This window comes from Micromonospora sediminicola, assembly GCF_900089585.1.
GTDB lineage: Bacteria > Actinomycetota > Actinomycetes > Mycobacteriales > Micromonosporaceae > Micromonospora > Micromonospora sediminicola.
Genome location: NZ_FLRH01000003.1, coordinates 2045232 through 2062424, shown reverse-complemented (window position 1 = coordinate 2062424; position 17193 = coordinate 2045232). Strand labels below are relative to the sequence as shown.

Annotated in this window: 18 protein-coding genes and 1 tRNA gene; 6 read left to right on the top strand and 13 right to left on the bottom strand. The window is 74.3% G+C overall.

The genetic code is table 11. The annotated features are described in order from the left end of the window. Positions 1–20: 20 nt before the first annotated feature. Positions 21–1448, top strand: coding sequence for an MFS transporter (locus GA0070622_RS10360; RefSeq protein WP_091572665.1), 1428 nt, complete (start codon positions 21–23; stop codon positions 1446–1448). 23 nt (positions 1449–1471) lie between these two features. Here the strand turns inward: GA0070622_RS10360 and GA0070622_RS10355 are convergent, their stop codons facing one another. From GA0070622_RS10355 to GA0070622_RS10345, 3 genes are all read right to left on the bottom strand, one after another. Next, complete coding sequence (locus GA0070622_RS10355) at positions 1472–2269, bottom strand: alpha/beta fold hydrolase (RefSeq protein WP_091572661.1); 798 nt, start codon at positions 2267–2269, stop codon at positions 1472–1474. An 82-nt stretch (positions 2270–2351) separates the two neighbouring features. Further along, positions 2352–3842, bottom strand: coding sequence for an NCS2 family permease (locus GA0070622_RS10350; protein WP_091572658.1), 1491 nt, complete (start codon positions 3840–3842; stop codon positions 2352–2354). Between the two features lie 229 nt (positions 3843–4071). Further along, positions 4072–4656 carry a helix-turn-helix domain-containing protein gene (locus GA0070622_RS10345; RefSeq protein ID WP_091572654.1) on the bottom strand — a complete coding sequence of 195 codons (585 nt, stop codon included), beginning with the start codon at positions 4654–4656 and terminating at the stop codon, positions 4072–4074. Positions 4657–4735: 79 nt separating this feature from the next. Here GA0070622_RS10345 and GA0070622_RS10340 point away from each other — a divergent pair, with 79 nt between their 5' ends. Both GA0070622_RS10340 and GA0070622_RS10335 read left to right on the top strand, forming a co-directional pair. Continuing rightward, entirely contained in the window at positions 4736–5722 is a 987-nt protein-coding gene (locus tag GA0070622_RS10340; RefSeq protein WP_091577116.1) for an NAD(P)/FAD-dependent oxidoreductase, read from the top strand. 58 nt (positions 5723–5780) lie between these two features. Then, positions 5781–7628: a glycoside hydrolase family 15 protein gene (locus GA0070622_RS10335; protein WP_091572649.1), complete on the top strand. Its 1848-nt coding sequence runs from the start codon at positions 5781–5783 to the stop codon at positions 7626–7628. Between the two features lie 6 nt (positions 7629–7634). Here the strand turns inward: GA0070622_RS10335 and GA0070622_RS10330 are convergent, their stop codons facing one another. Beyond that, positions 7635–7970 (bottom strand): glyoxalase superfamily protein, encoded by a 336-nt coding sequence (locus tag GA0070622_RS10330; protein WP_091572645.1) that lies wholly within the window; start codon positions 7968–7970, stop codon positions 7635–7637. 175 nt (positions 7971–8145) lie between these two features. Between GA0070622_RS10330 and GA0070622_RS10325 the strand changes: the two genes are divergently transcribed. Beyond that, positions 8146–8352 (top strand): hypothetical protein, encoded by a 207-nt coding sequence (locus tag GA0070622_RS10325; protein WP_091572641.1) that lies wholly within the window; start codon positions 8146–8148, stop codon positions 8350–8352. Positions 8353–8649: 297 nt separating this feature from the next. Beyond that, positions 8650–8835 (top strand): hypothetical protein, encoded by a 186-nt coding sequence (locus GA0070622_RS31995; protein ID WP_098746800.1) that lies wholly within the window; start codon positions 8650–8652, stop codon positions 8833–8835. Between the two features lie 45 nt (positions 8836–8880). Here the strand turns inward: GA0070622_RS31995 and GA0070622_RS10320 are convergent, their stop codons facing one another. The 7 genes from GA0070622_RS10320 to GA0070622_RS10290 form a co-directional block, all read right to left on the bottom strand. After that, on the bottom strand, positions 8881–9360 hold the full coding sequence (locus GA0070622_RS10320) for a hypothetical protein (RefSeq protein WP_245666170.1): 480 nt from the start codon (positions 9358–9360) through the stop codon (positions 8881–8883). 228 nt (positions 9361–9588) lie between these two features. Beyond that, positions 9589–9663 (bottom strand) — tRNA-Val (locus tag GA0070622_RS10315). Between the two features lie 79 nt (positions 9664–9742). Continuing rightward, complete coding sequence (locus GA0070622_RS10310) at positions 9743–10210, bottom strand: peroxiredoxin (RefSeq protein ID WP_091572632.1); 468 nt, start codon at positions 10208–10210, stop codon at positions 9743–9745. A gap of 43 nt (positions 10211–10253) precedes the next feature. Continuing rightward, positions 10254–10691 carry a DUF3052 domain-containing protein gene (locus tag GA0070622_RS10305; RefSeq protein WP_091572628.1) on the bottom strand — a complete coding sequence of 146 codons (438 nt, stop codon included), beginning with the start codon at positions 10689–10691 and terminating at the stop codon, positions 10254–10256. Between the two features lie 111 nt (positions 10692–10802). Beyond that, a complete protein-coding gene (locus tag GA0070622_RS10300) occupies positions 10803–13517 on the bottom strand; it encodes a thiamine pyrophosphate-dependent enzyme (protein WP_091572624.1) in 2715 nt (904 codons plus the stop codon). A 51-nt stretch (positions 13518–13568) separates the two neighbouring features. Next, positions 13569–14030 carry a MarR family winged helix-turn-helix transcriptional regulator gene (locus tag GA0070622_RS10295; protein ID WP_091572621.1) on the bottom strand — a complete coding sequence of 154 codons (462 nt, stop codon included), beginning with the start codon at positions 14028–14030 and terminating at the stop codon, positions 13569–13571. A gap of 21 nt (positions 14031–14051) precedes the next feature. After that, positions 14052–15473: an MFS transporter gene (locus GA0070622_RS10290; protein WP_218060572.1), complete on the bottom strand. Its 1422-nt coding sequence runs from the start codon at positions 15471–15473 to the stop codon at positions 14052–14054. 87 nt (positions 15474–15560) lie between these two features. On the opposite strand from GA0070622_RS10290, the gene GA0070622_RS10285 reads away from it, so the two are divergent. Beyond that, positions 15561–16331: an AraC family transcriptional regulator gene (locus tag GA0070622_RS10285; RefSeq protein WP_091572617.1), complete on the top strand. Its 771-nt coding sequence runs from the start codon at positions 15561–15563 to the stop codon at positions 16329–16331. Positions 16332–16420: 89 nt separating this feature from the next. Here GA0070622_RS10285 and GA0070622_RS10280 read toward each other — a convergent pair whose 3' ends face one another. Both GA0070622_RS10280 and GA0070622_RS10275 read right to left on the bottom strand, forming a co-directional pair. Next, positions 16421–16825: a YjbQ family protein gene (locus GA0070622_RS10280; RefSeq protein ID WP_176558923.1), complete on the bottom strand. Its 405-nt coding sequence runs from the start codon at positions 16823–16825 to the stop codon at positions 16421–16423. 23 nt (positions 16826–16848) lie between these two features. Next, complete coding sequence (locus tag GA0070622_RS10275) at positions 16849–17184, bottom strand: hypothetical protein (protein ID WP_141684544.1); 336 nt, start codon at positions 17182–17184, stop codon at positions 16849–16851. Positions 17185–17193 lie beyond the last annotated feature (9 nt).

Genomic DNA, 17193 nt, shown 5'->3' with positions numbered 1-17193 from the left:
CCTTCCGACAGGAGGACCCCATGTCTCGCGGCCTCGCCCTCGGCGTGCTCGCCACCGGCGCTCTGATGACCATCCTCGACGGCAGCATCGTCACCATCGCGATGCCCGCCATCCAGCGCGACCTGGACTTCACCCCGACGAGCCTCAGCTGGGTGGTCAACGCCTACCTGATCGCGTTCGGCAGCCTGCTCCTGCTCGCCGGCCGCCTCGGTGACCTGCTCGGCCGCCGCGCGATGTTCCTGGCCGGCACCGCGCTGTTCACCGCGGCCTCGGCGCTGGCCGGCGTGGCCGGCTCCCCCGCCGTGCTGGTCGCCGCCCGGTTCCTGCAGGGCGTCGGCAGCGCGGCGGCGACCGCGGTGAGCCTCGGCATCCTGGTCACGCTCTTTCCCGGCACCGCCGAGCGGGCCCGGGCGATCGCCCTGTTCAGCTTCACCGGCGCCGCCGGCGCCGCCATCGGTCAGGTCGCCGGCGGCCTGATCACCGACGCGTTCGGCTGGCACTGGATCTTCCTGATCAACCTACCGATCGGCCTGGTCACGATCGCGCTCGCCGCCCGCACGCTGCCGGCCGACCGGGGCATCGGTCTCGCCGCCGGCGCCGACGTGGCCGGCGCGCTGCTGGTCACCGCCGGCCTGGTGACCGGCATCTACGCGGTGGTCACGATCGAGCGGTACGGGGCGACGTCCGCCCGCACCCTCGGCCTGGGCGCCCTCGCCGTCGCCCTGCTCGCCGGCTTCGTGCTGCGGCAGGCGACCGCGCGCCGGCCGCTGATGCCGCTGCGGATCCTCCGCTCCCGCGGCGTCGCCGTGGCGAACGTGGTCCAGGTCCTCACCGTCGCCGCGACGTTCGCGTTCCAGGTCCTGGTCACGCTCTACCTCCAGCAGGTGCTCGGCTACGACGCCACCCGCACCGGGCTGGCCCTGCTGCCGGCGGCGGTGACGATCGGCGCGGTGTCGCTCGGCGTCTCCGCCCGGCTCAACGGACGCTTCGGCGAGCGGGCCGTGCTGGTGGCCGGGCTCGTCCTGCTCGCCGCCATGTTCGCGCTGCTGGCCCGGGTGCCGGCGGACGGGAGCTACCTCGTCGACGTGCTGCCGGTGATGCTGCTCGCCGCCGGGTTCGGTCTGGTGCTGCCGGCGCTGACCGCGCTGGGCATGTCGGCCGCCCGCGCCGAGGACGCCGGTCTGGCCTCCGGGCTGTTCAACACCACCCAGCAGCTCGGCATGGCGCTCGGTGTCGCGGTGCTGTCCACCCTGGCCGCCGCCCGCACCGCCGACCGGGTCGCGCACGGCGACGACCGGGCCACCGCGCTGACCAGCGGCTTCCACCTCGCGTTCGCGGTCGGCGCCGGGCTCGTCGTGGTCGCCGTCGTCCTCGCGTACGCGCTGCCGCGCCCTCGGGTGACGGCGGGCGCAGCCCCGGCGGAGAACGCCGACGCGCTCGCCGCCTGACCCGCCCCGGCGTGCGGCGCCGCTCATCCGGGGGCGCGGACGGTGTGGGTGAGGAAGGGCAGCACCGCCGCCGGCAGCGCCGGCGACGCGACCACCTCCCGGTGGGTGAGCCCGGGCAGCACGGCCAGCCGGGACGCGGGACGGTCGGACCCGTCGCCGCCCGGGTCGCGGCGCCCACCGCCGAGCAGGCCGTAGAACTCGGCCACGTGGCTCGTGGGGATCGCGTCGGCGTCGGCGAAGACCAGCAGCACCGGCATCGGCAGCGCGGCCACCTCGGCCGACCAGTCGTAGTCGCGGCGCAGCAGGTCACCGCTCTTGGCCCAGAGCGTGGGCCAGTCCTGCGGTCGGGGCGCGACCCGCGCGTACCGCTCGTACGCCGGGGTGCCGCGCATGCGCTCGGCGGCCCGCTCGTCGTGGGCGGACATCGCGGCCAGCGCCTCCGGATACCAGCCGCGCCGCCGGCACGGCGCGGAGACCACGACGAGGCGGCGGACCAGGGTGGGGTGCTGGATCGCGGTGCGCAGCGCCACCCCGCCGCCGAGCGAGTAGCCGAGCAGGTCGACGGCGGGCAGGTCGAGCCGGCGCAGCAGGGCGGCCAGGTCGTCGGCCATCGACTCGTGGCGCAGCGGCCGGTCCGCGTCGGGGGTCCGGCCGTGTCCCTGGAGGTCGACCGCGATCAGCCGCCGGCGCGCGGCCAACGCGGGCCGGACCGGCGCGAACGTCTCGGTCGAGCCGTAGCCGCCGTGCAGGAGCACCAGCGGCCGGCCGGCACCGTGCACCTCGTACCAGACCTGCCGCCCGCCCACGTCCACGTAGCCCACCGGCTGATCGTGCCGCCGCGGGGGCGCGCTCCGGGTGCGTTTGCGGTCGCCGGGACGACCGGAAACGCACCCGACGGCGCGGTCAGCCGACGCCGGTGACGGCCTTGACCAGGTTGATGCCGAAGTAGATCACGAACGCCACGGCGACCGCCCAGAGCAGCGGGTGGATCTGGCGGGCCTTGCCCTGCGCCACCCGGATCGCCACCCAGCTGACGAAGCCGGCGCCGATGCCGTTGGTGATCGAATAGGTGAACGGCATCAGCGTCATGGTGAGGAACGCCGGCACGGCGACCCCGAGGTCGGTGAAGTCGATGTCCTTGACCTGGCGGATCATCAGCGCGCCGACCACCACCAGCGCCGGCCCGGCCGCCTCGCTGGGCACCAGCGACACCAGCGGGGTGAGCAGCAGCGCGCCGAGGAAGAGCACGCCGGTGACCACGCTGGTCAGGCCGGTCCGGCCGCCGTCGGCGATGCCGGAGGACGACTCCACGTACGTGGTGGCCGACGACGCGCTGCCGGCGCCACCGGCGACCGCGGCGACCCCGTCGACGAAGAGCACCTTGCCCAGGCGGGGCATGTCGGTGCCGTCCTCGGTGGCGAGGTTCGCCTGCTTGGCGAGCCCGACCGTGGTGCCCATGACGTCGAAGAAGTCGGCCAGCACCAGCGTGAAGACCAGCAGCAGCGCGGTCATCAGGCCGACGTTGGCGAACGCGTCGAACGAGACGTTGCCGAGCAGGTGCAGGTCGGGCTTCTGGATCAGCGGGTCGGGCAGGGTCGGCACGTTGAGCCGCCAGCCCTCCGGGTTGGGCTTGCCGTCGACGAACGCCGGCCCCGGCTTGGCCAGCGCGTTCACGATCACCGCGACCACCGTGGTGACCACGATGCCGACCAGCACGCCGGCCTTGACCCTGCGGGCGACCAGGATGCCGGTGACCAGCAGGCCGACCACGAAGACCACGGTGGTCCAGCCGCGCAGCGTGCCGTCGCCGCCGAGCTGCACCGGAACCGTGGTGCCGGCCGCGTCCGGCACGCGTCGGACCAGGCCGCCGTCGACGAATCCGATCATGGCGATGAACAGGCCGATGCCGGCGGCGATGGCGGCCTTCAGCTCAGCCGGGATGGCCCGGAAGACGGCCTTGCGGAAGCCGGTGAGCACCAGCACGGTGATGATCAGGCCCTCGACGACCACCAGGCCCATGGCCTCGGCCCAGGACATCTGCGAGGCCACCGCGTACGCCACGAACGCGTTCAGCCCGAGGCCGGTGGCGACGGCGAACGGCACCCGGCCGACGACGCCCATCATGATCGTCATGACGGCGGCCACCAGGGCGGTGACGCCGGCGACCGGGGCGATGCCGAGCAGGTTGCCGTCGGCGTCCGGCGCGGTGCCGATGATCAGGGGGTTGAGCACCACGATGTACGCCATCGTGGCGAACGTCGTGAGCCCGGCGAGCACCTCGCGCCGCACGGTCGAGCCGCGGTGGGTGATCTCGAAGTATCGGTCGAGGCGACCCCGCGGGGCGGGTTCGGTCGGCTCCACCGGGGCAGCATGATCCTGCGTCGTCACGCTCATGGCGTGGCTTGCTCCGTTCCGGGTTGGCCCGCCGGTCGTGCCGGACGGGCGGTGGGGGTGCAGCCGTCCCGGTGCGGTTGGCCCGGAGAACGTCGGGACGGCTGGGCTCCACGGACGCCGTGAAGCACTACGAAGCCGCGTCCCGGGTCCCGGGAGCGACTTCGCGCCGCCACCCTAACCGCCGGGTAACCCCGGCCGACCTGCTGCTGAGCGCGCGGCGTGGGCAGGATCACTCGCGGGTACGGGGACGGGCGCGCAGGTGGGCGCGCTCGCCCTGGCTGCCGAAGAGGCTGAGGAACTCCACGCCCTCGGCGTCGGCGCGACCGAACCAGTGCGGCACCCGGGTGTCGAACTCGGCCGCCTCACCCGGTTCGAGCACCAGGTCGTGCTCGCCGAGCACCAGGCGCAGCCGCCCGTTGAGGACGTAGACCCACTCGTACCCCTCGTGGGTCTTCGGCTCGGGCACGGCCCGGCCGCCGGCCGGGATGATCAGCTTGTACGCCTGGATGCCGCCGGGCCGGCGGGTGAGCGGCAGCATGGTCATCCCGAACGCGGCGACCGGCCGCAGGTGGATGCGCGGGTCGCCGGTGGGCGGCGCGTCGACCAGCTCGTCGAGGGTGACGCCGTGCGCCCGGGCGAGCGGGAGCAGCAGCTCCAGTGTGGGCCGGCGTCCACCGGACTCCAGCCGGGACAGGGTGCTCACCGAGATGCCGGTGGCGGCGGAGAGGTCGGCGAGCGTGGTCTCCCGCTCGCGGCGCAACGCGCGCAACCGGGGGCCGACCGCGTCGAGCGCGCCGTTGAGGTCGTCGTCCATTCCGCCAGTTTGCCAGATCGGCAACGGAGTTTGCAGATTTGCCGGTGCCGGCCGCAGGCTGGTCGCGGAGGTGGTCGACATGACCGAGGTACGGACGGACGGCTACGAGGTACTGGTGATCGGCGGCGGCGCGGCCGGCCTGAGCGGCGCGCTGATGCTCGCCCGGGCCCGACGGTCGGTGCTGGTGGTCGACGCGGGCAGCCCGCGCAACGCCCCGGCCGACGGGGTGCACGCCCTGCTGGCCCGCGACGGCATGCCGCCGGCCGAGCTGCTGGCACGCGGCCGGGACGAGGTGCGCGGCTACGGCGGGGACCTGCTCACCGGCGAGGTCGAAGCGGTGTCCCGCGACGACGACGGGTTCGACGTGACGCTGGCCGACGGCCGCCGGGTGCGCGCCGCCCACCTGCTGGTCACCACCGGCCTGGTGGACGAACTGCCGGAGGTGCCGGGCCTGCGTGAGCGCTGGGGCCGGGACGTGGTGCACTGCCCCTACTGCCACGGCTGGGAGGTGCGCGACCGCGCGATCGGGGTGCTGGGCAGCGGCCCGCTGTCGGTGCACCAGGCGCTGCTGTTCCGGCAGTGGAGCGACGACGTGGTCTATCTCCGCCACAGCGCGCCGCAGCTCACCGACGAGCAGGCGGAGCAGCTCGCCGCGCGCGGCGTGCCGGTGGTCGAGGGCGAGGTCGCGGCCGTCGAGGTCGCCGGGGACCACCTGACCGGGGTACGCCTGCGCGACGGCCGTACGGTCGCCCGCGAGGTGCTGACCGTCGCGCCCCGGATGGTGGCGCGGGCCGGGTTCCTGACCGGGTTGGGCCTGCGGCCGGCGCCGCACGCGAGCGGGGCGGGCGAGCACGTGCCGGCCGACCCGACGGGGCGTACCGAGGTTCCCGGGGTGTGGGTCGCGGGCAACGTGACCGACCTGTCCGCGCAGGTCGGCGCCGCCGCCGCGGCCGGCGCCTGGACCGCCGCGATGATCAACGCGGACCTGGTGGCCGAGGAGACCCGCCGGGCCGTCGAGGCGTACCGGCGCGCGCGAGCGGGTGGGCTCCCCGCGAATCCCGCCTAACCCGACAATTCTTCCCCTAGGTTGAAGGCGCAGGAGGCAGTCGAGACCGGGGGGCGACGTGGAGAGCTATCCGGCGATCGAGGATCACGGGCTCATCGGGGACCTGCAGACCGCCGCGCTGGTGACCTGTGACGGGACCATCGACTGGTTCTGCGCGCCGCGCTTCGACTCGCCGAGCATCTTCGCCGCGCTGCTGGACAAGGAGAAGGGCGGCTACTTCCGGATCGCCCCGCACGAGGTCCGGTACGTGACCAAGCAGCTCTACCTCCCCGGCACGCCGATCCTGATCACCCGCTTCATCAGCGCCGACGGCGTCGCCGAGGTGATGGACTTCATGCCGGTCACCGGCGAGCGGGCCACCGACTCGCACCGCCTGGTCCGCATCGTCAACATGGTGCGGGGCAGCATGCGGTTCAGGGTGGAGTGCCGGCCCCGGTTCGACTACGCGCGGGAGAAGCACCAGCTGGAGCGGCACCGCAACGGCTACGTCTTCCGCGGCCGCACGGAGTCGCTCACCTTCCACCCGGTCGACCCGGTGCGGCGGCTCATCTCGCAGACCGGCGACGTGCACCTCGACGACGGCGACCTGGTCGCGTACGGCACGTTGAACGAGGGTGACACCGGTGGGGTGGTGCTGGAGACGGGCGGCATCGAACCGCGCATCATCCCGCCCGAAGAGGTCCAGGGCATGTTCGAGTGGACCCGGGACTACTGGCGGCGCTGGGTCGAGCGTTCCCGCTACACCGGCCGCTGGCGGGAGATGGTCGAGCGCTCGGCCATCACGCTGAAGCTCATGACGTACGCGCCCACGGGCGCGATGATCGCCGCGCCCACCGCCGCGCTGCCGGAGCTGGTCGGCGGCACCCGCAACTGGGACTACCGCTACACCTGGGTACGCGACACGTCGTTCTCGGTGCACGCGCTGCTCGGCCTCGGTTTCACCGAGGAGGTCAGCCGGTACATGGACTGGCTGGACGAGCGCATCCGCGAGGCCGGCGACCACCAGGACCCGCTGAAGATCATGTATCGGGTGGACGGCTCCTCCGACCTGCACGAGGAGGTGCTCGAGCACCTGGAGGGCTACCGCGGCTCCCGGCCGGTGCGGATCGGCAACGGCGCCGCCGACCAGCTTCAGCTGGACATCCACGGCGAGGCGCTCTACGCCATGCACCTCGCCGACGAGCAGGGCATCCGGGTGTCGCACCAGGTGTGGAAGAGCACCGTCCGGCTCGTCGACTGGCTGTGCCACAACTGGGACCAGCCTGACGCCGGCATCTGGGAGAGCCGCCACCACCCCCGCAACTACACGTTCGGACGGGTGATGTCCTGGGTGGCGCTGGACCGGGCGATCCGGCTGGCCACCCGCACCGGCCGCCCCGGCGACATGTCCTGCTGGGTCGAACAGCGCAACCGGATCTACAACCAGGTCATGGCCCGCGGCTACCACCGGGAACGCGGCAGCTTCGTGCAGGCGTACGACGAGAACGTGCTGGACGCCGCGCTGCTGGCCATGCCGGCGGTCGGCTTCGTCACGCCCAGCGACCCGCTGTGGCAGTCCACACTGGCGTCCATCGAGCGGGACCTGGTCTCCGACAGCCTGGTCCACCGCTACGACCCGGTGCACTCCCCCGACGGCCTCCCCGGCCACGAGGGCACGTTCAACATGTGCACCTTCTGGTACGTCGAGGCGCTGGCCCGCACCGGCCGCCTGGACGACGCCCGGCTCACCTTCGAGAAGATGTTCACCTTCAGCAACCACCTCGGCCTGTACGCCGAGGAGATCGCCGCGACCGGTGAGCAGATCGGCAACTACCCGCAGGCGTTCAGCCACCTCTCCCTGATCAACTCCGCGCTGGCGCTGAACGACCTGCTCGACGTCGAGGCCGACGCCCGCCGACGCCAGTGAGGTCACTCAGGACGGCACGGTCCCGACCCGGATGCGGTTGCCGTCCGGGTCGGTGACCTCGAAGTCCCGCCCCCAGTCCTGGCTCCGCACCTCGACCCCGCCGCAGGCCGCCGCCGCCGCGTCCACGTCGTCCACATAGAGGTAGAGCAGCGTCCCGGGCCGGGCGTCCCCGGCGTGCTCGGACAGGTGGATCTCCATGCCCGGCCGGCCGATGCTGGCATAGCGCGGCAGGTCGGGCGCGAACCGGTGCTCCCACAGGCGGGCGAAGCCGAGACGGGCGTACCAGGTCGCGGCGGCGTCGGCGTCGCGGACCCGCAGGATCGGCGCCAGTCGCTCGGTCATCCCGCGATTGTGCCAGCCCGGAGGAGCATGGTGTTGTGGTCGGTATACCGCTGAGTCATGAATATGACCAGCAGTCATATCGCTGTCCGGGCATATGGCTCCGGGCCGCCGCCGCAGGTGTCGATCGCGACCGATGCGGGCACCACCGTCGGATGGCGGAGGGGAGGGGGCCGGCGTGGAGCCGGTGGTGCTGTTCGCGTCGCGGTGGTGGCCGGCGGTGCCCGTCCCGCTCGGGATCCTGGCGACGACGATCGCGATCGGCTTCCGGCTGCACACCGCTTCGGTCGCCCGGCTCACGCTCGCCGCGTTCCCGGAGGGCGGTCCGTGGGACGTGCGGGGCCGAACCACGCCGCCCGTCGGGGCGACCCGACGGCTCTCGTAAGGGCTGATGCGGTCATCGGCCCTCGTCCGCCCGTCCGCGCCGCCCGGGCTCGCCGGCAGCCTGCCCGGACAACTCCGGGGCGAGCAGAAGGAGACGGGCCAGTGGGGGCACGGACGGATCGGCCGCCGCCGCGACACGTGCGGTGCGGTTCCACTCCGTCCTACCGCGTACTGCCAGAACGTCCCGGATCACATGGATGAGTCGGCGCATGACGACGACGCTCGTCGCTCAACCACGCTTGAGGTCAAGCCCTCCTCGAACTGCCGTCACCATTGCCGCCGGTCGTAGAGTGCCGCTGTGGATACGAGATCAAGTCGGGGCATCGGCATCGTCGGGACGATCGCGGCGGTGGTGGGTGCCTGCTGGCTCGTGTTGCTCGCTGACCGCGGCTTCCCCGAGTGGCGCTTCGTGGCCGCCGTCACGCTGGTCAGCGGGCTGCTGCTGCGCATAGAGGCCGCAGTTCGGGAACGCGGACGCCTGTGAACGCCGCGACCACGTCGCCTCACGTGTCACCCACGTCCCGAGCCGTCACGCGAACTCGGGGCGGACGATGAGTGTCACGTCGCTGCTGGTGGCGATCGCCAGGGTGCGGCCGGACGGGGAGAAGCCGGCGGCGCGCAGTTCGGAGTAGTCGGCATGGAAGACGTGCCACCAGGACGTGCCCGGTGGGCCCTTGCAGGCACCGCCGTCAGCGGACAGCAGGACACGATCGTTCGGCCACTCGGGCGCCACCACGACGACGGTCCACCCGTCGCCGGTCGTGGCGTGCAGGCCACCGCCGAACAACCCGGCGACGCGTACCCGCGCGCCCACCAGCACGCCGATGCCCGGACAGGCCAGGTCCGGCCCGGACGGCGACGCGTCGTCGGGGTCGGGGTCACGGTCCCGGGCGATCGTCGCACCCGTTGTCGCGTCGATCAGGCCGAAGCCGTCCATCGAGACGACCATCAGCAGGTCGACGCCGGTCTGCGGGTGGACACCGAAGCCGACGCCCTGCAGCCCGCCCACCGGTATGCACCGGCGCGTCCGGTCGAGGTGTCGCCATGGCTCGGGCGGCGCGACGACCGGAGCGGCGAGAAACCTCGCCCGCAGCCGCTGTTGGTGGTCCGAGAGCATCCCGTTGTCCTCCGACGCCGGCGGAACCAGCTGGAGCCCCGGCCTCGCCGGCAGGCCCTTGGGAACCTCGACAGGCGGCTTTCATGACTGCTCCTGCTGCCACTGTCCGCCGGTGGTGTGTGGTGGGCGCGGCAGGTTTCGAACCTGCGACCCCTCGCTTGTAAGGCGAGTGCTCTCCCACTGAGCTACGCGCCCGGAACGCCCGAACGGCGGGCCGGAGCGGCAAGCTTACCTGCCGGCCTCCGGCCCGGTCGAACGACGTGCCCGGGGTGGATCAGGCGGCGACGGCCTCGGCCAGCGCCTTGCGCCAGCCCTGCTGGTCGCGCGCCTCGCCGGGCATGTTCATCTCGGCGAACCGGACCACGCCGGCCTTGTCGATGACGAACGTGCCCCGGTTGGCGATGCCGGCGACCTCGTTGAACACGCCGTACGCCTGGGCGACCGCGCCGTGCGGCCAGAAGTCGGCCAGCAGCGGGAACTGGTAGCCCTCCCGGTCGGCCCAGATCTTGTGGGCGTAGACCGAGTCGACGCTGACGGTCAGCACCTGGACGTCGTCGTTCACGTACTCGTTGAGGTTGTCCCGCACCTCGCACAGCTCGCCCTGGCAGATGCCGGTGAAGGCGAGCGGGTAGAAGACCAGCAGCACGGTCTTACGACCGCGGAGGTCGGAGAGCCGGACCTCCTGGTTGTTCTGGTCCTTGAGCAGGAAGTCCGGCGCCTCGGCGCCAACCTCGATGGGCATGCGCGCTCCCTCGGGATCGGGTCAGGAAATGATCAGGGAGACCCTACTTCTTGCTCTTCGACCCGCGCCGCAGCACGAGGCGGGCACCGCTCCAGTCGCGGCCGGCGTTGATGGTGGAGGTCTGCTGGAGGCCGGCGGTCTGCGCGCTCTCCGCGACCTCGCTCGGCTCGACGTGGCCGTCCCGGCCCGCCTTGGGCGTCAGGAGCCAGACCACCCCGTTGTCCGCCAGCGGCCCGAGGGCGTCGACGAGCAGCTCGAAGAGGTCTCCGTCGCCGTCGCGGTGCCAGACCAGAACCGCGTCGACCACCTCGTCGGTGTCCTCGTCGACAAGCTCTCCACAGCGGTCGGTCAGGGCGTCCCGGAGATCGGTGTCGACGTCGTCGTCGTAGCCCATCTCCATGACGACCATGCCCGGTTCGATCCCGAACCGGTCCGCCAGGCTGCGTACCCCGTCGGCGGCCTGACCAGCGGTCGCGCTCACTGTCGCGTGCCTCCTCATCTCATGCCTGCTCGTGGCGTCGTGCGACGCCGTCGCGCCCAGTCCACACAGTTGCGGCTCGCCGCGCAAGTGGCGCACCGGGTGGAACGGAATTTACCGTGCCAGCAGCGTACGGGCACCCTGGGTGATGGCCTCCTCCGAGACCAGAACCTGACGGGCAGCCGGACCTAATGGTACAAACGAGTCAAGTGCCGCCACCCGGCGCGCCGCCCCCACGTAGCCGGTGTCGACCAGCGCGGCCAGCACCCCCTCGCCCACCCCGCCGGAGCGCCGCGTCTCGTCCACCACCAGCACCCGGCCGGTCGCGGAGGCCTCCCGGATGATGTCCGCCACCGGCAGCGGGGCGAGCCACCGCAGGTCCACCACCCGGGTGCCGATCCCCTCGTCGGCCAGGGTGGCCGCGGCGCGCAGCGACATCCGCACGCCGTTACCGAAGGTGATGACGGTGAGGTCCTCGGCCGAGCCGACCCCGTACACCCGGGCCCGGCCGACCGGCACGTGCCGGTCGGCCCAGGCGCCCGGCTCGGCGTACCCGGCGGTCCACTCGCCGTCGCCCTCGGCGTAGAGGTCGCGGGCGTGGTAGAGCGCGATCGGCTCCAGGAAGATGCACACGCTGCCGTCCACCCGCGCCGCCGCCAGGCAGGTCCGCAGCATCGGCGCGGCGTCGTCCGGCCGGGCCGGCACCGCGATCACCAGCCCAGGCACGTCGCGCAGCACCGCCACCGAGTTGTCGTTGTGGAAGTGCCCGCCGAAGCCCTCCTGGTAGGCCAGGCCGGCCACCCGCACCACCATCGGGTTGCGGAACGCGCCCCGGGAGAAGAAGCGCATGCTGGCCGCCTCGCCCCGCAGCTGGTCCTCGGCGTTGTGCAGGTACGCCAGGTACTGGATCTCCGGCACCGGCAGCATGCCGGCCAGCCCGGCGCCCAGCCCGAGCCCGAGGATCGAGGTCTCGTCGAGCAGCGTGTCGAACACCCGGGCCGCGCCGAACCGGTCCCGCAGCCCCTTGGTGACCCCGTACACCCCGCCCTTGACGGCGACGTCCTCGCCGAAGACGGCCATCCCGGGGTCGTCGAGCAGGCCGTCGGCCAACGCCGCGTTGATGCTCTGCGCCAGCGTCAGCGGCCCGGTCAGCTCCGGCGGCTTGCCGCCGAACGCCGCCGCCCGGGCGGCGGCGCCCGGACCCACCGCCCGGGCCGCCGCCTCGGCGACCGCCCGGGACACCCGCGCCGGCCGGCGCGGCGCCAACTCCGCCACCACCTCGACCGGGGAGGCCAGCTTCGGCTCGTCGAGCACCTCCTCGGCGATCCGGCGCAGCTGCCAGCCCCGCTCGTCGTACCGGGCGAGCAGATCCTCGCCGCCGGCGTACCCGGCCTCCACCAGCCGCCGCGCGGTGGCCAGCAGCGGGTCCCGGGCCGCGTCGGCGGCGATCTCGGCGGGACTCCGGTACGCGGTCTCCGCGTCCGCGCCGGCGTGCCCCATCAACCGGACCGTGTCCAGGTGCAGCACGGCGGGCCGGCGGTGCCGGCGCACCCAGTCCGCCGCCTCGGCCGCCACCCGGTGGCTCTCCACCACGTCCGTCCCGTCGGCGGCGAAGTAGCGGATGCCGGGCCGGGACCGCAGCGTGGCCGCCACCCATCCCTCGGGCGAGCGCACGCTGATGCCGAGCCCGTTGTCCTCGCACACGAACAGGACCGGGACCCGCAGGTCGGAGTGGTCGTACCAGCCGGCGGTGTTGAACGCGGCGGTGGCGCTGGCGTGGTTGACCGAGGCGTCGCCGAACGAGCAGACCACCACCGCGTCCGCCGGCCAGGACGTCACCGCCGGCTCGCCGTCGGCGCGCGGGCCGCCCGGGCGCGGCCGCTCCAGCGCCAGGGCCAGGCCGATCGCCCGGGGCAGGTGCGAGGCGATCGTGGAGGTGGTCGGCACGACCGCGAGGTCGGCCCGGCCGAAGACCTTGTGCCGGCCGCCGGCGATCGGTTCCGCGGCCGAGGCGGCCATTCCGCGCAGCACGTCGCGCGCCGCGTCCGCGTAGGCGTCGTCGGGGGCCGGCGGGGGCAGATCGGGTACGCCGGCCGTCGCGTCGCCGGCCGCGTCCACGGTCACGCCGCCCCTCGCGTCACCACCCCGGGCCGGCGTCACGCCGACCGTCGCGTCGCCGTCCGCGTCCACGGTCACGCCGGCTCCGGGCGGGAGCCGCACCGCCTCGGCCGACGGTTCGATCCCCTCGACACCCGGCCGAGCGCCCCGCAGACGGGTGCCGGCCGCCGGATCCGGATCGTGGAGGGACGTGGCCCCCATGGAGGCCCCTTCGTTCCCAGATCCAGACATCTCCCGCGATTCGGGAAGCTCATCCCGGGAACCGGTAGACGTGGAGTCGGGCGAGCCGTCGGGGAGGGGCGCCGCCGAATCGTCCGAGGGCGGCGCGTCGGGGGGCGGGGGCGGCGGGCCGGGCGGGAAGTCGCCGGCCGACTGGGCGGCCCGCAGGCAGTAGAACGCGCCGGAGCGGTAGTGCAGCAACGCCGGGTCGGTCGGCCGGAGCGCGGCGGCGACCGCGGCGTTGCCCTCGTGACCCGCCGAGCCGATCGTGTAGTACCCCTCGCCGAAGCCGCGCAGCCAGCGCCCGGCCAGGTCGAGCAGCCGACTGGTGAGCTGCGCGTCGAACAGGGCCAACAGCTGGGCCCCGGTCAGCGGCCCGCCGTCCGGCAGCGGCTCGGCCAGGTCACGCCGCCGCTCCGGCGCGCCGAGCGCGGCCAGGTCGGTGCGGAGCCGGTCGTCGAGATCGTGCGGGGTGGTCACGTCGGACAGCATTACCGACTCACGCCCGCCGCGCCCAGTCGGACACGTTCCGCCCGGTGTGGCTCAGACCTCGCCGCACTCCTCCGGGCAGCCGCCGTCGGAGACCTTCCAGACCAGCTCACGCAGGGCGGCCAGCTCGGCGGTGGTCAGCCCGTCGAGGAGTCGGGAGTCCGACATCACCCGCCCCACCCGCTCGCGGACCTCGCGTCCGTGCCCGGTGACCACCAGCGTCTTCTGCCGCCGGTCGGTGGGGTCGACCCGCCGCTCGACCAGCCCGGCCTGCTCCAGCCGGTCGGCCAGACCGGTGACGTTGGACCGGTCGCAGCCCAACTGCTCGGCGAGGTCGCGGGCCGGCAGCGGATGGTCCGGGTCCAGCTCGTGCAGGGCCCGGGCGGCCGCCGGGGTGAGCCCCAGCGCGGCGACCGCCTCATCCTGGTGGTGCCGCAGCGCGGCGGCGACGTGCAGGATCCGGCGCACCGTGTCCCCGGCCAGGCCGGGTCGATCGTCGGGGGACGGCGACTCCATGCCTCGATCGTACGTGACCGATCAACAATTGACCTGCTCCACTATATGCTCCGGCGCGACCGGTCGGGCGGGCCGGAGCGCCCGCCGGGCGGCTACCGTGCCGGCCAGCAGCAACCCGGCGGTGACGACCGCCGGCGGCAGGGCCAGCGCGGCCCCCCGCAGGTCGGCCGCGGTCAGCGCCAGATGGACGCCGCCGACCACGGTCACCCCGAGCACGGCGGCGAGCAGCGTGCCGGTGGACACGAGCGCGGACAGGGCGGCGGCGGCGCCCGCCGGCACCGCGTCGGTGAGCCGGGTGACCAGCGGGCTGAACGCCGCCGCGTGCGCCGCGCCGCCGAGCAGCAGCAACGCGCCGCCGGCCACCCAGGGCCAGCCCCGGGCGGAAAGCGCGGCGAGGAGCACCGCCACCGCGGCCAGCACCGGCGGCCCGGCCACCGGCAGGACCGCGCGGGCCGCCTCCGGCAGTCGTGCGACCGCCAGACCGCACAGGGCGAAACCCGCGGCGTACGGGAGGAACGCCAGCCCGGCGGCGAGCGGGCTGAGGCCCAGCGCGTCCTGCGCCCGCAGGGTGAACACGAACAGGAAGCCCGCGTAGCAGCCCATCACCACGCAGCAGGCGAGCAGCCCGGCCGGGACCCCGGGATGGCGCAGCACCGTCACGTCCAGCAGCGGGGCGCCGCCGCGACCGGCCCGCCTGCGCTCGTACCCGAGGAAGAGCCGCAGCCCGACGGCACCGGCGGCGACCGCGGCGACGCGGATCCCGGTGGGCGTGTCCAACACCAGCGGCAGCACGAGGGTGAGCATCGCCGCGGCCAGCAGCGCCGCGCCGGTCAGGTCGAGCGGTTCCCGCCGGGGTGACGCGGCCGGTGGGCCGGCCAGCACCCGCCGGCCGACGATCTGGAGGGCCACCCCGACCGGCACGTTGACCAGGAACGCCAGCCGCCAGGTGAGGCCGCCGAGGTCGAGCGTGACGAGGAGCCCGCCGAGGACCTGACCGGCGGCGACGCCGAGGGCGAGGACCATCGAGTACGCCCCGATCGCGCGCGCCCGGGCCGCGTCCGGCAGCGCGGCCCGGATGAGCGCGAGCACCTGCGGCACCATCAGCGCGCCCGCGGCGCCCTGGGCGACGCGGGCGAGCACCAGCGTGACGGGGGTCGGAGCCAGGCCGCAGGCCAGCGAGGCGAGCGTGAAACCGGCCAGGCCGAACAGGAAGACGCGGGGGCCGCCGTGCCGGGCGCCGAGGCGGGCGCCGATCACCACCAGCACGGCGAAGGTGAGCGTGTAGCCGGCCAGCACGAGCTGCTGGACGGCGGCGGAGCCACCCAGGTCGGCCCGGATCGCCGGCGCGGCCACGGCCGTGATCGAGGTGTCCATGGAGGCCATGGCCTGCCCGGTGAGCAGCACGACGAGCAGGGCGGCGGGTCGGCGGTGCGAAGTGGTCACGCCGGCCACCCTGCCGGGCCGGCCGTCCCCGGTCTTGTCGATCCTTGCGGGGCGTTTCCGTCCTCGCGGCGGCCTACGCTGACCCGCATGCGTACCGCCACCCGGCTGCTGGCCCGACCGGACTTCCGGGTCACCGTGGTGCGCTGCCGGGACGACCACCGCGGCTGGTCCACGCCCGAGCCGGCCGACGCGTACGGCCTGGTGCTGGCCCGGCGGGGCGCCTTCCGGCGGGCCGGTCGCCACGGAGCCACGTGGGTCGGGTCGACGGTGGCCTACCTGACGGTCCCGGGCGAGGAGGAGCGGTTCGCGCACCCGGCCGGCGGCGACGAGTGCACGTCGGTGCACCTGTCGGAGCGGCTGTGGCGGGAGCTGTTCGACGACCGGCCGGCGCCGGGCACGGTGCACGTGGACGGCCGGCTGGACCTGGCCCACCGGCTCCTGCTGCGGGACGCCGCCGACCCCGACAACGCCGCCGCCGAGCGGTTGGTACGGCTGGTCGGGCGCGCCGTCACGCCGGTCGCCGGCGGCGGCGGGCCGGGCCGGCGGCTGGTGGAGCGGGCCCGGGCGGCGCTGCACGACGACGCCCCGGAGGCCGCCGGGCTGCTCCCGCTGGCCCGGGCGCTCGACGTGTCGCCCTACCGGCTCAGCCGCGAGTTCCAGGCCCGCACCGGGGTGCCGCTCACCCGCTACCGCAACCGGCTGCGCGTCGCCCGGGCGCTGGACCGGATCGAGCAGGGTGACGTACGCCTGGCCGACCTCGCCGGCGAGCTGGGCTTCAGCGACCAGGCGCACCTGACCCGCACGGTCCGCGCCCACCTCGGCCACACGCCGGGCGAGCTGCGCCGACTGCTCGGCTGACATCGCCGCCTCTCGCGGCCGCACCTCGATCCCACACGGCATCGACACCCGGCTCCCCCGGCGGGTAGGGGCGCGCCCGGCCCGGCCGCTCAGCCGGCGAGGAACGAGAAGCGCACCTGACGGTCCGGGTTGTCGCCGTTCGGGTCGACCAGGCAGATCGACTGCCAGGTGCCGAGCTGGATCCGCCCGTCGAGCACCGGCAGCGTCGCGTACGGCGGCACGAACGCCGGGAGCACGTGGTCGCGGCCGTGGCCGGGCGAGCCGTGCCGGTGCCGCCACCGGTCGTCGGTGGGCAGCAGGTCGTCGAGCGCCCGGAGCAGGTCGTCGTCCGACCCGGCGCCGGTCTCGATGATCGCGAGCCCGGCCGTGGCGTGCGGCACGAAGACGTGCAGCAGCCCGTCGCCGGCCCCGGCGACGAACCGCTCGGCCTCGGCCGTGATGTCCCGGACGGTCGGCCGGGACCCGGTCCGGACGCTGATCACCTCACTGCGCATACGGCGCATTCTGCCGCAGCCGCTCAGTTCCCGCCGCCACCAGCGCCACCGCAGTCGCCGCCCCCGCCCCCGCCGCTGTCGCCGTAGCTGGGCATCTCCCCACTCGTGCCGTGCGGGCCGGGTGGGACGTAGTCGAAGGCGCTGCCCCCGCCCGCCGCCTCCCGGTAGCGGCGCTGGTGCCGGAGTTCGCCGACGCCGCCGAGGACCAGCAGCACGCCACCGCCCAGGACGAAGATCCATTCCGGCCCCCACTCCGGGGTGCGCGCGATCTCCCGCGCCAACCCCACCGCGGCGACGAGCGCCACGAGCACCCCCAGCGCCGTCATCGCGCCGCCGACCAGAACCGGATCCCGCCGCATGCCGGCAGG

Coding starts and splice junctions, on each gene's coding strand:
- GA0070622_RS10360 (WP_091572665.1), top strand. CDS start 21: ATGTCTCGCGGCCTCGCCCTCGGCGTGCTCGCCACCGGCGCTCTGATG.
- GA0070622_RS10350 (WP_091572658.1), bottom strand. CDS start 3,842: ATGAGCGTGACGACGCAGGATCATGCTGCCCCGGTGGAGCCGACCGAA.
- GA0070622_RS10345 (WP_091572654.1), bottom strand. CDS start 4,656: ATGGACGACGACCTCAACGGCGCGCTCGACGCGGTCGGCCCCCGGTTG.
- GA0070622_RS10340 (WP_091577116.1), top strand. CDS start 4,736: ATGACCGAGGTACGGACGGACGGCTACGAGGTACTGGTGATCGGCGGC.
- GA0070622_RS10330 (WP_091572645.1), bottom strand. CDS start 7,970: ATGACCGAGCGACTGGCGCCGATCCTGCGGGTCCGCGACGCCGACGCC.
- GA0070622_RS10310 (WP_091572632.1), bottom strand. CDS start 10,210: ATGCCCATCGAGGTTGGCGCCGAGGCGCCGGACTTCCTGCTCAAGGAC.
- GA0070622_RS10300 (WP_091572624.1), bottom strand. CDS start 13,517: ATGCTGTCCGACGTGACCACCCCGCACGATCTCGACGACCGGCTCCGC.
- GA0070622_RS10295 (WP_091572621.1), bottom strand. CDS start 14,030: ATGGAGTCGCCGTCCCCCGACGATCGACCCGGCCTGGCCGGGGACACG.
- GA0070622_RS10285 (WP_091572617.1), top strand. CDS start 15,561: ATGCGTACCGCCACCCGGCTGCTGGCCCGACCGGACTTCCGGGTCACC.
- GA0070622_RS10280 (WP_176558923.1), bottom strand. CDS start 16,825: ATGCGCAGTGAGGTGATCAGCGTCCGGACCGGGTCCCGGCCGACCGTC.
- GA0070622_RS10275 (WP_141684544.1), bottom strand. CDS start 17,184: ATGCGGCGGGATCCGGTTCTGGTCGGCGGCGCGATGACGGCGCTGGGG.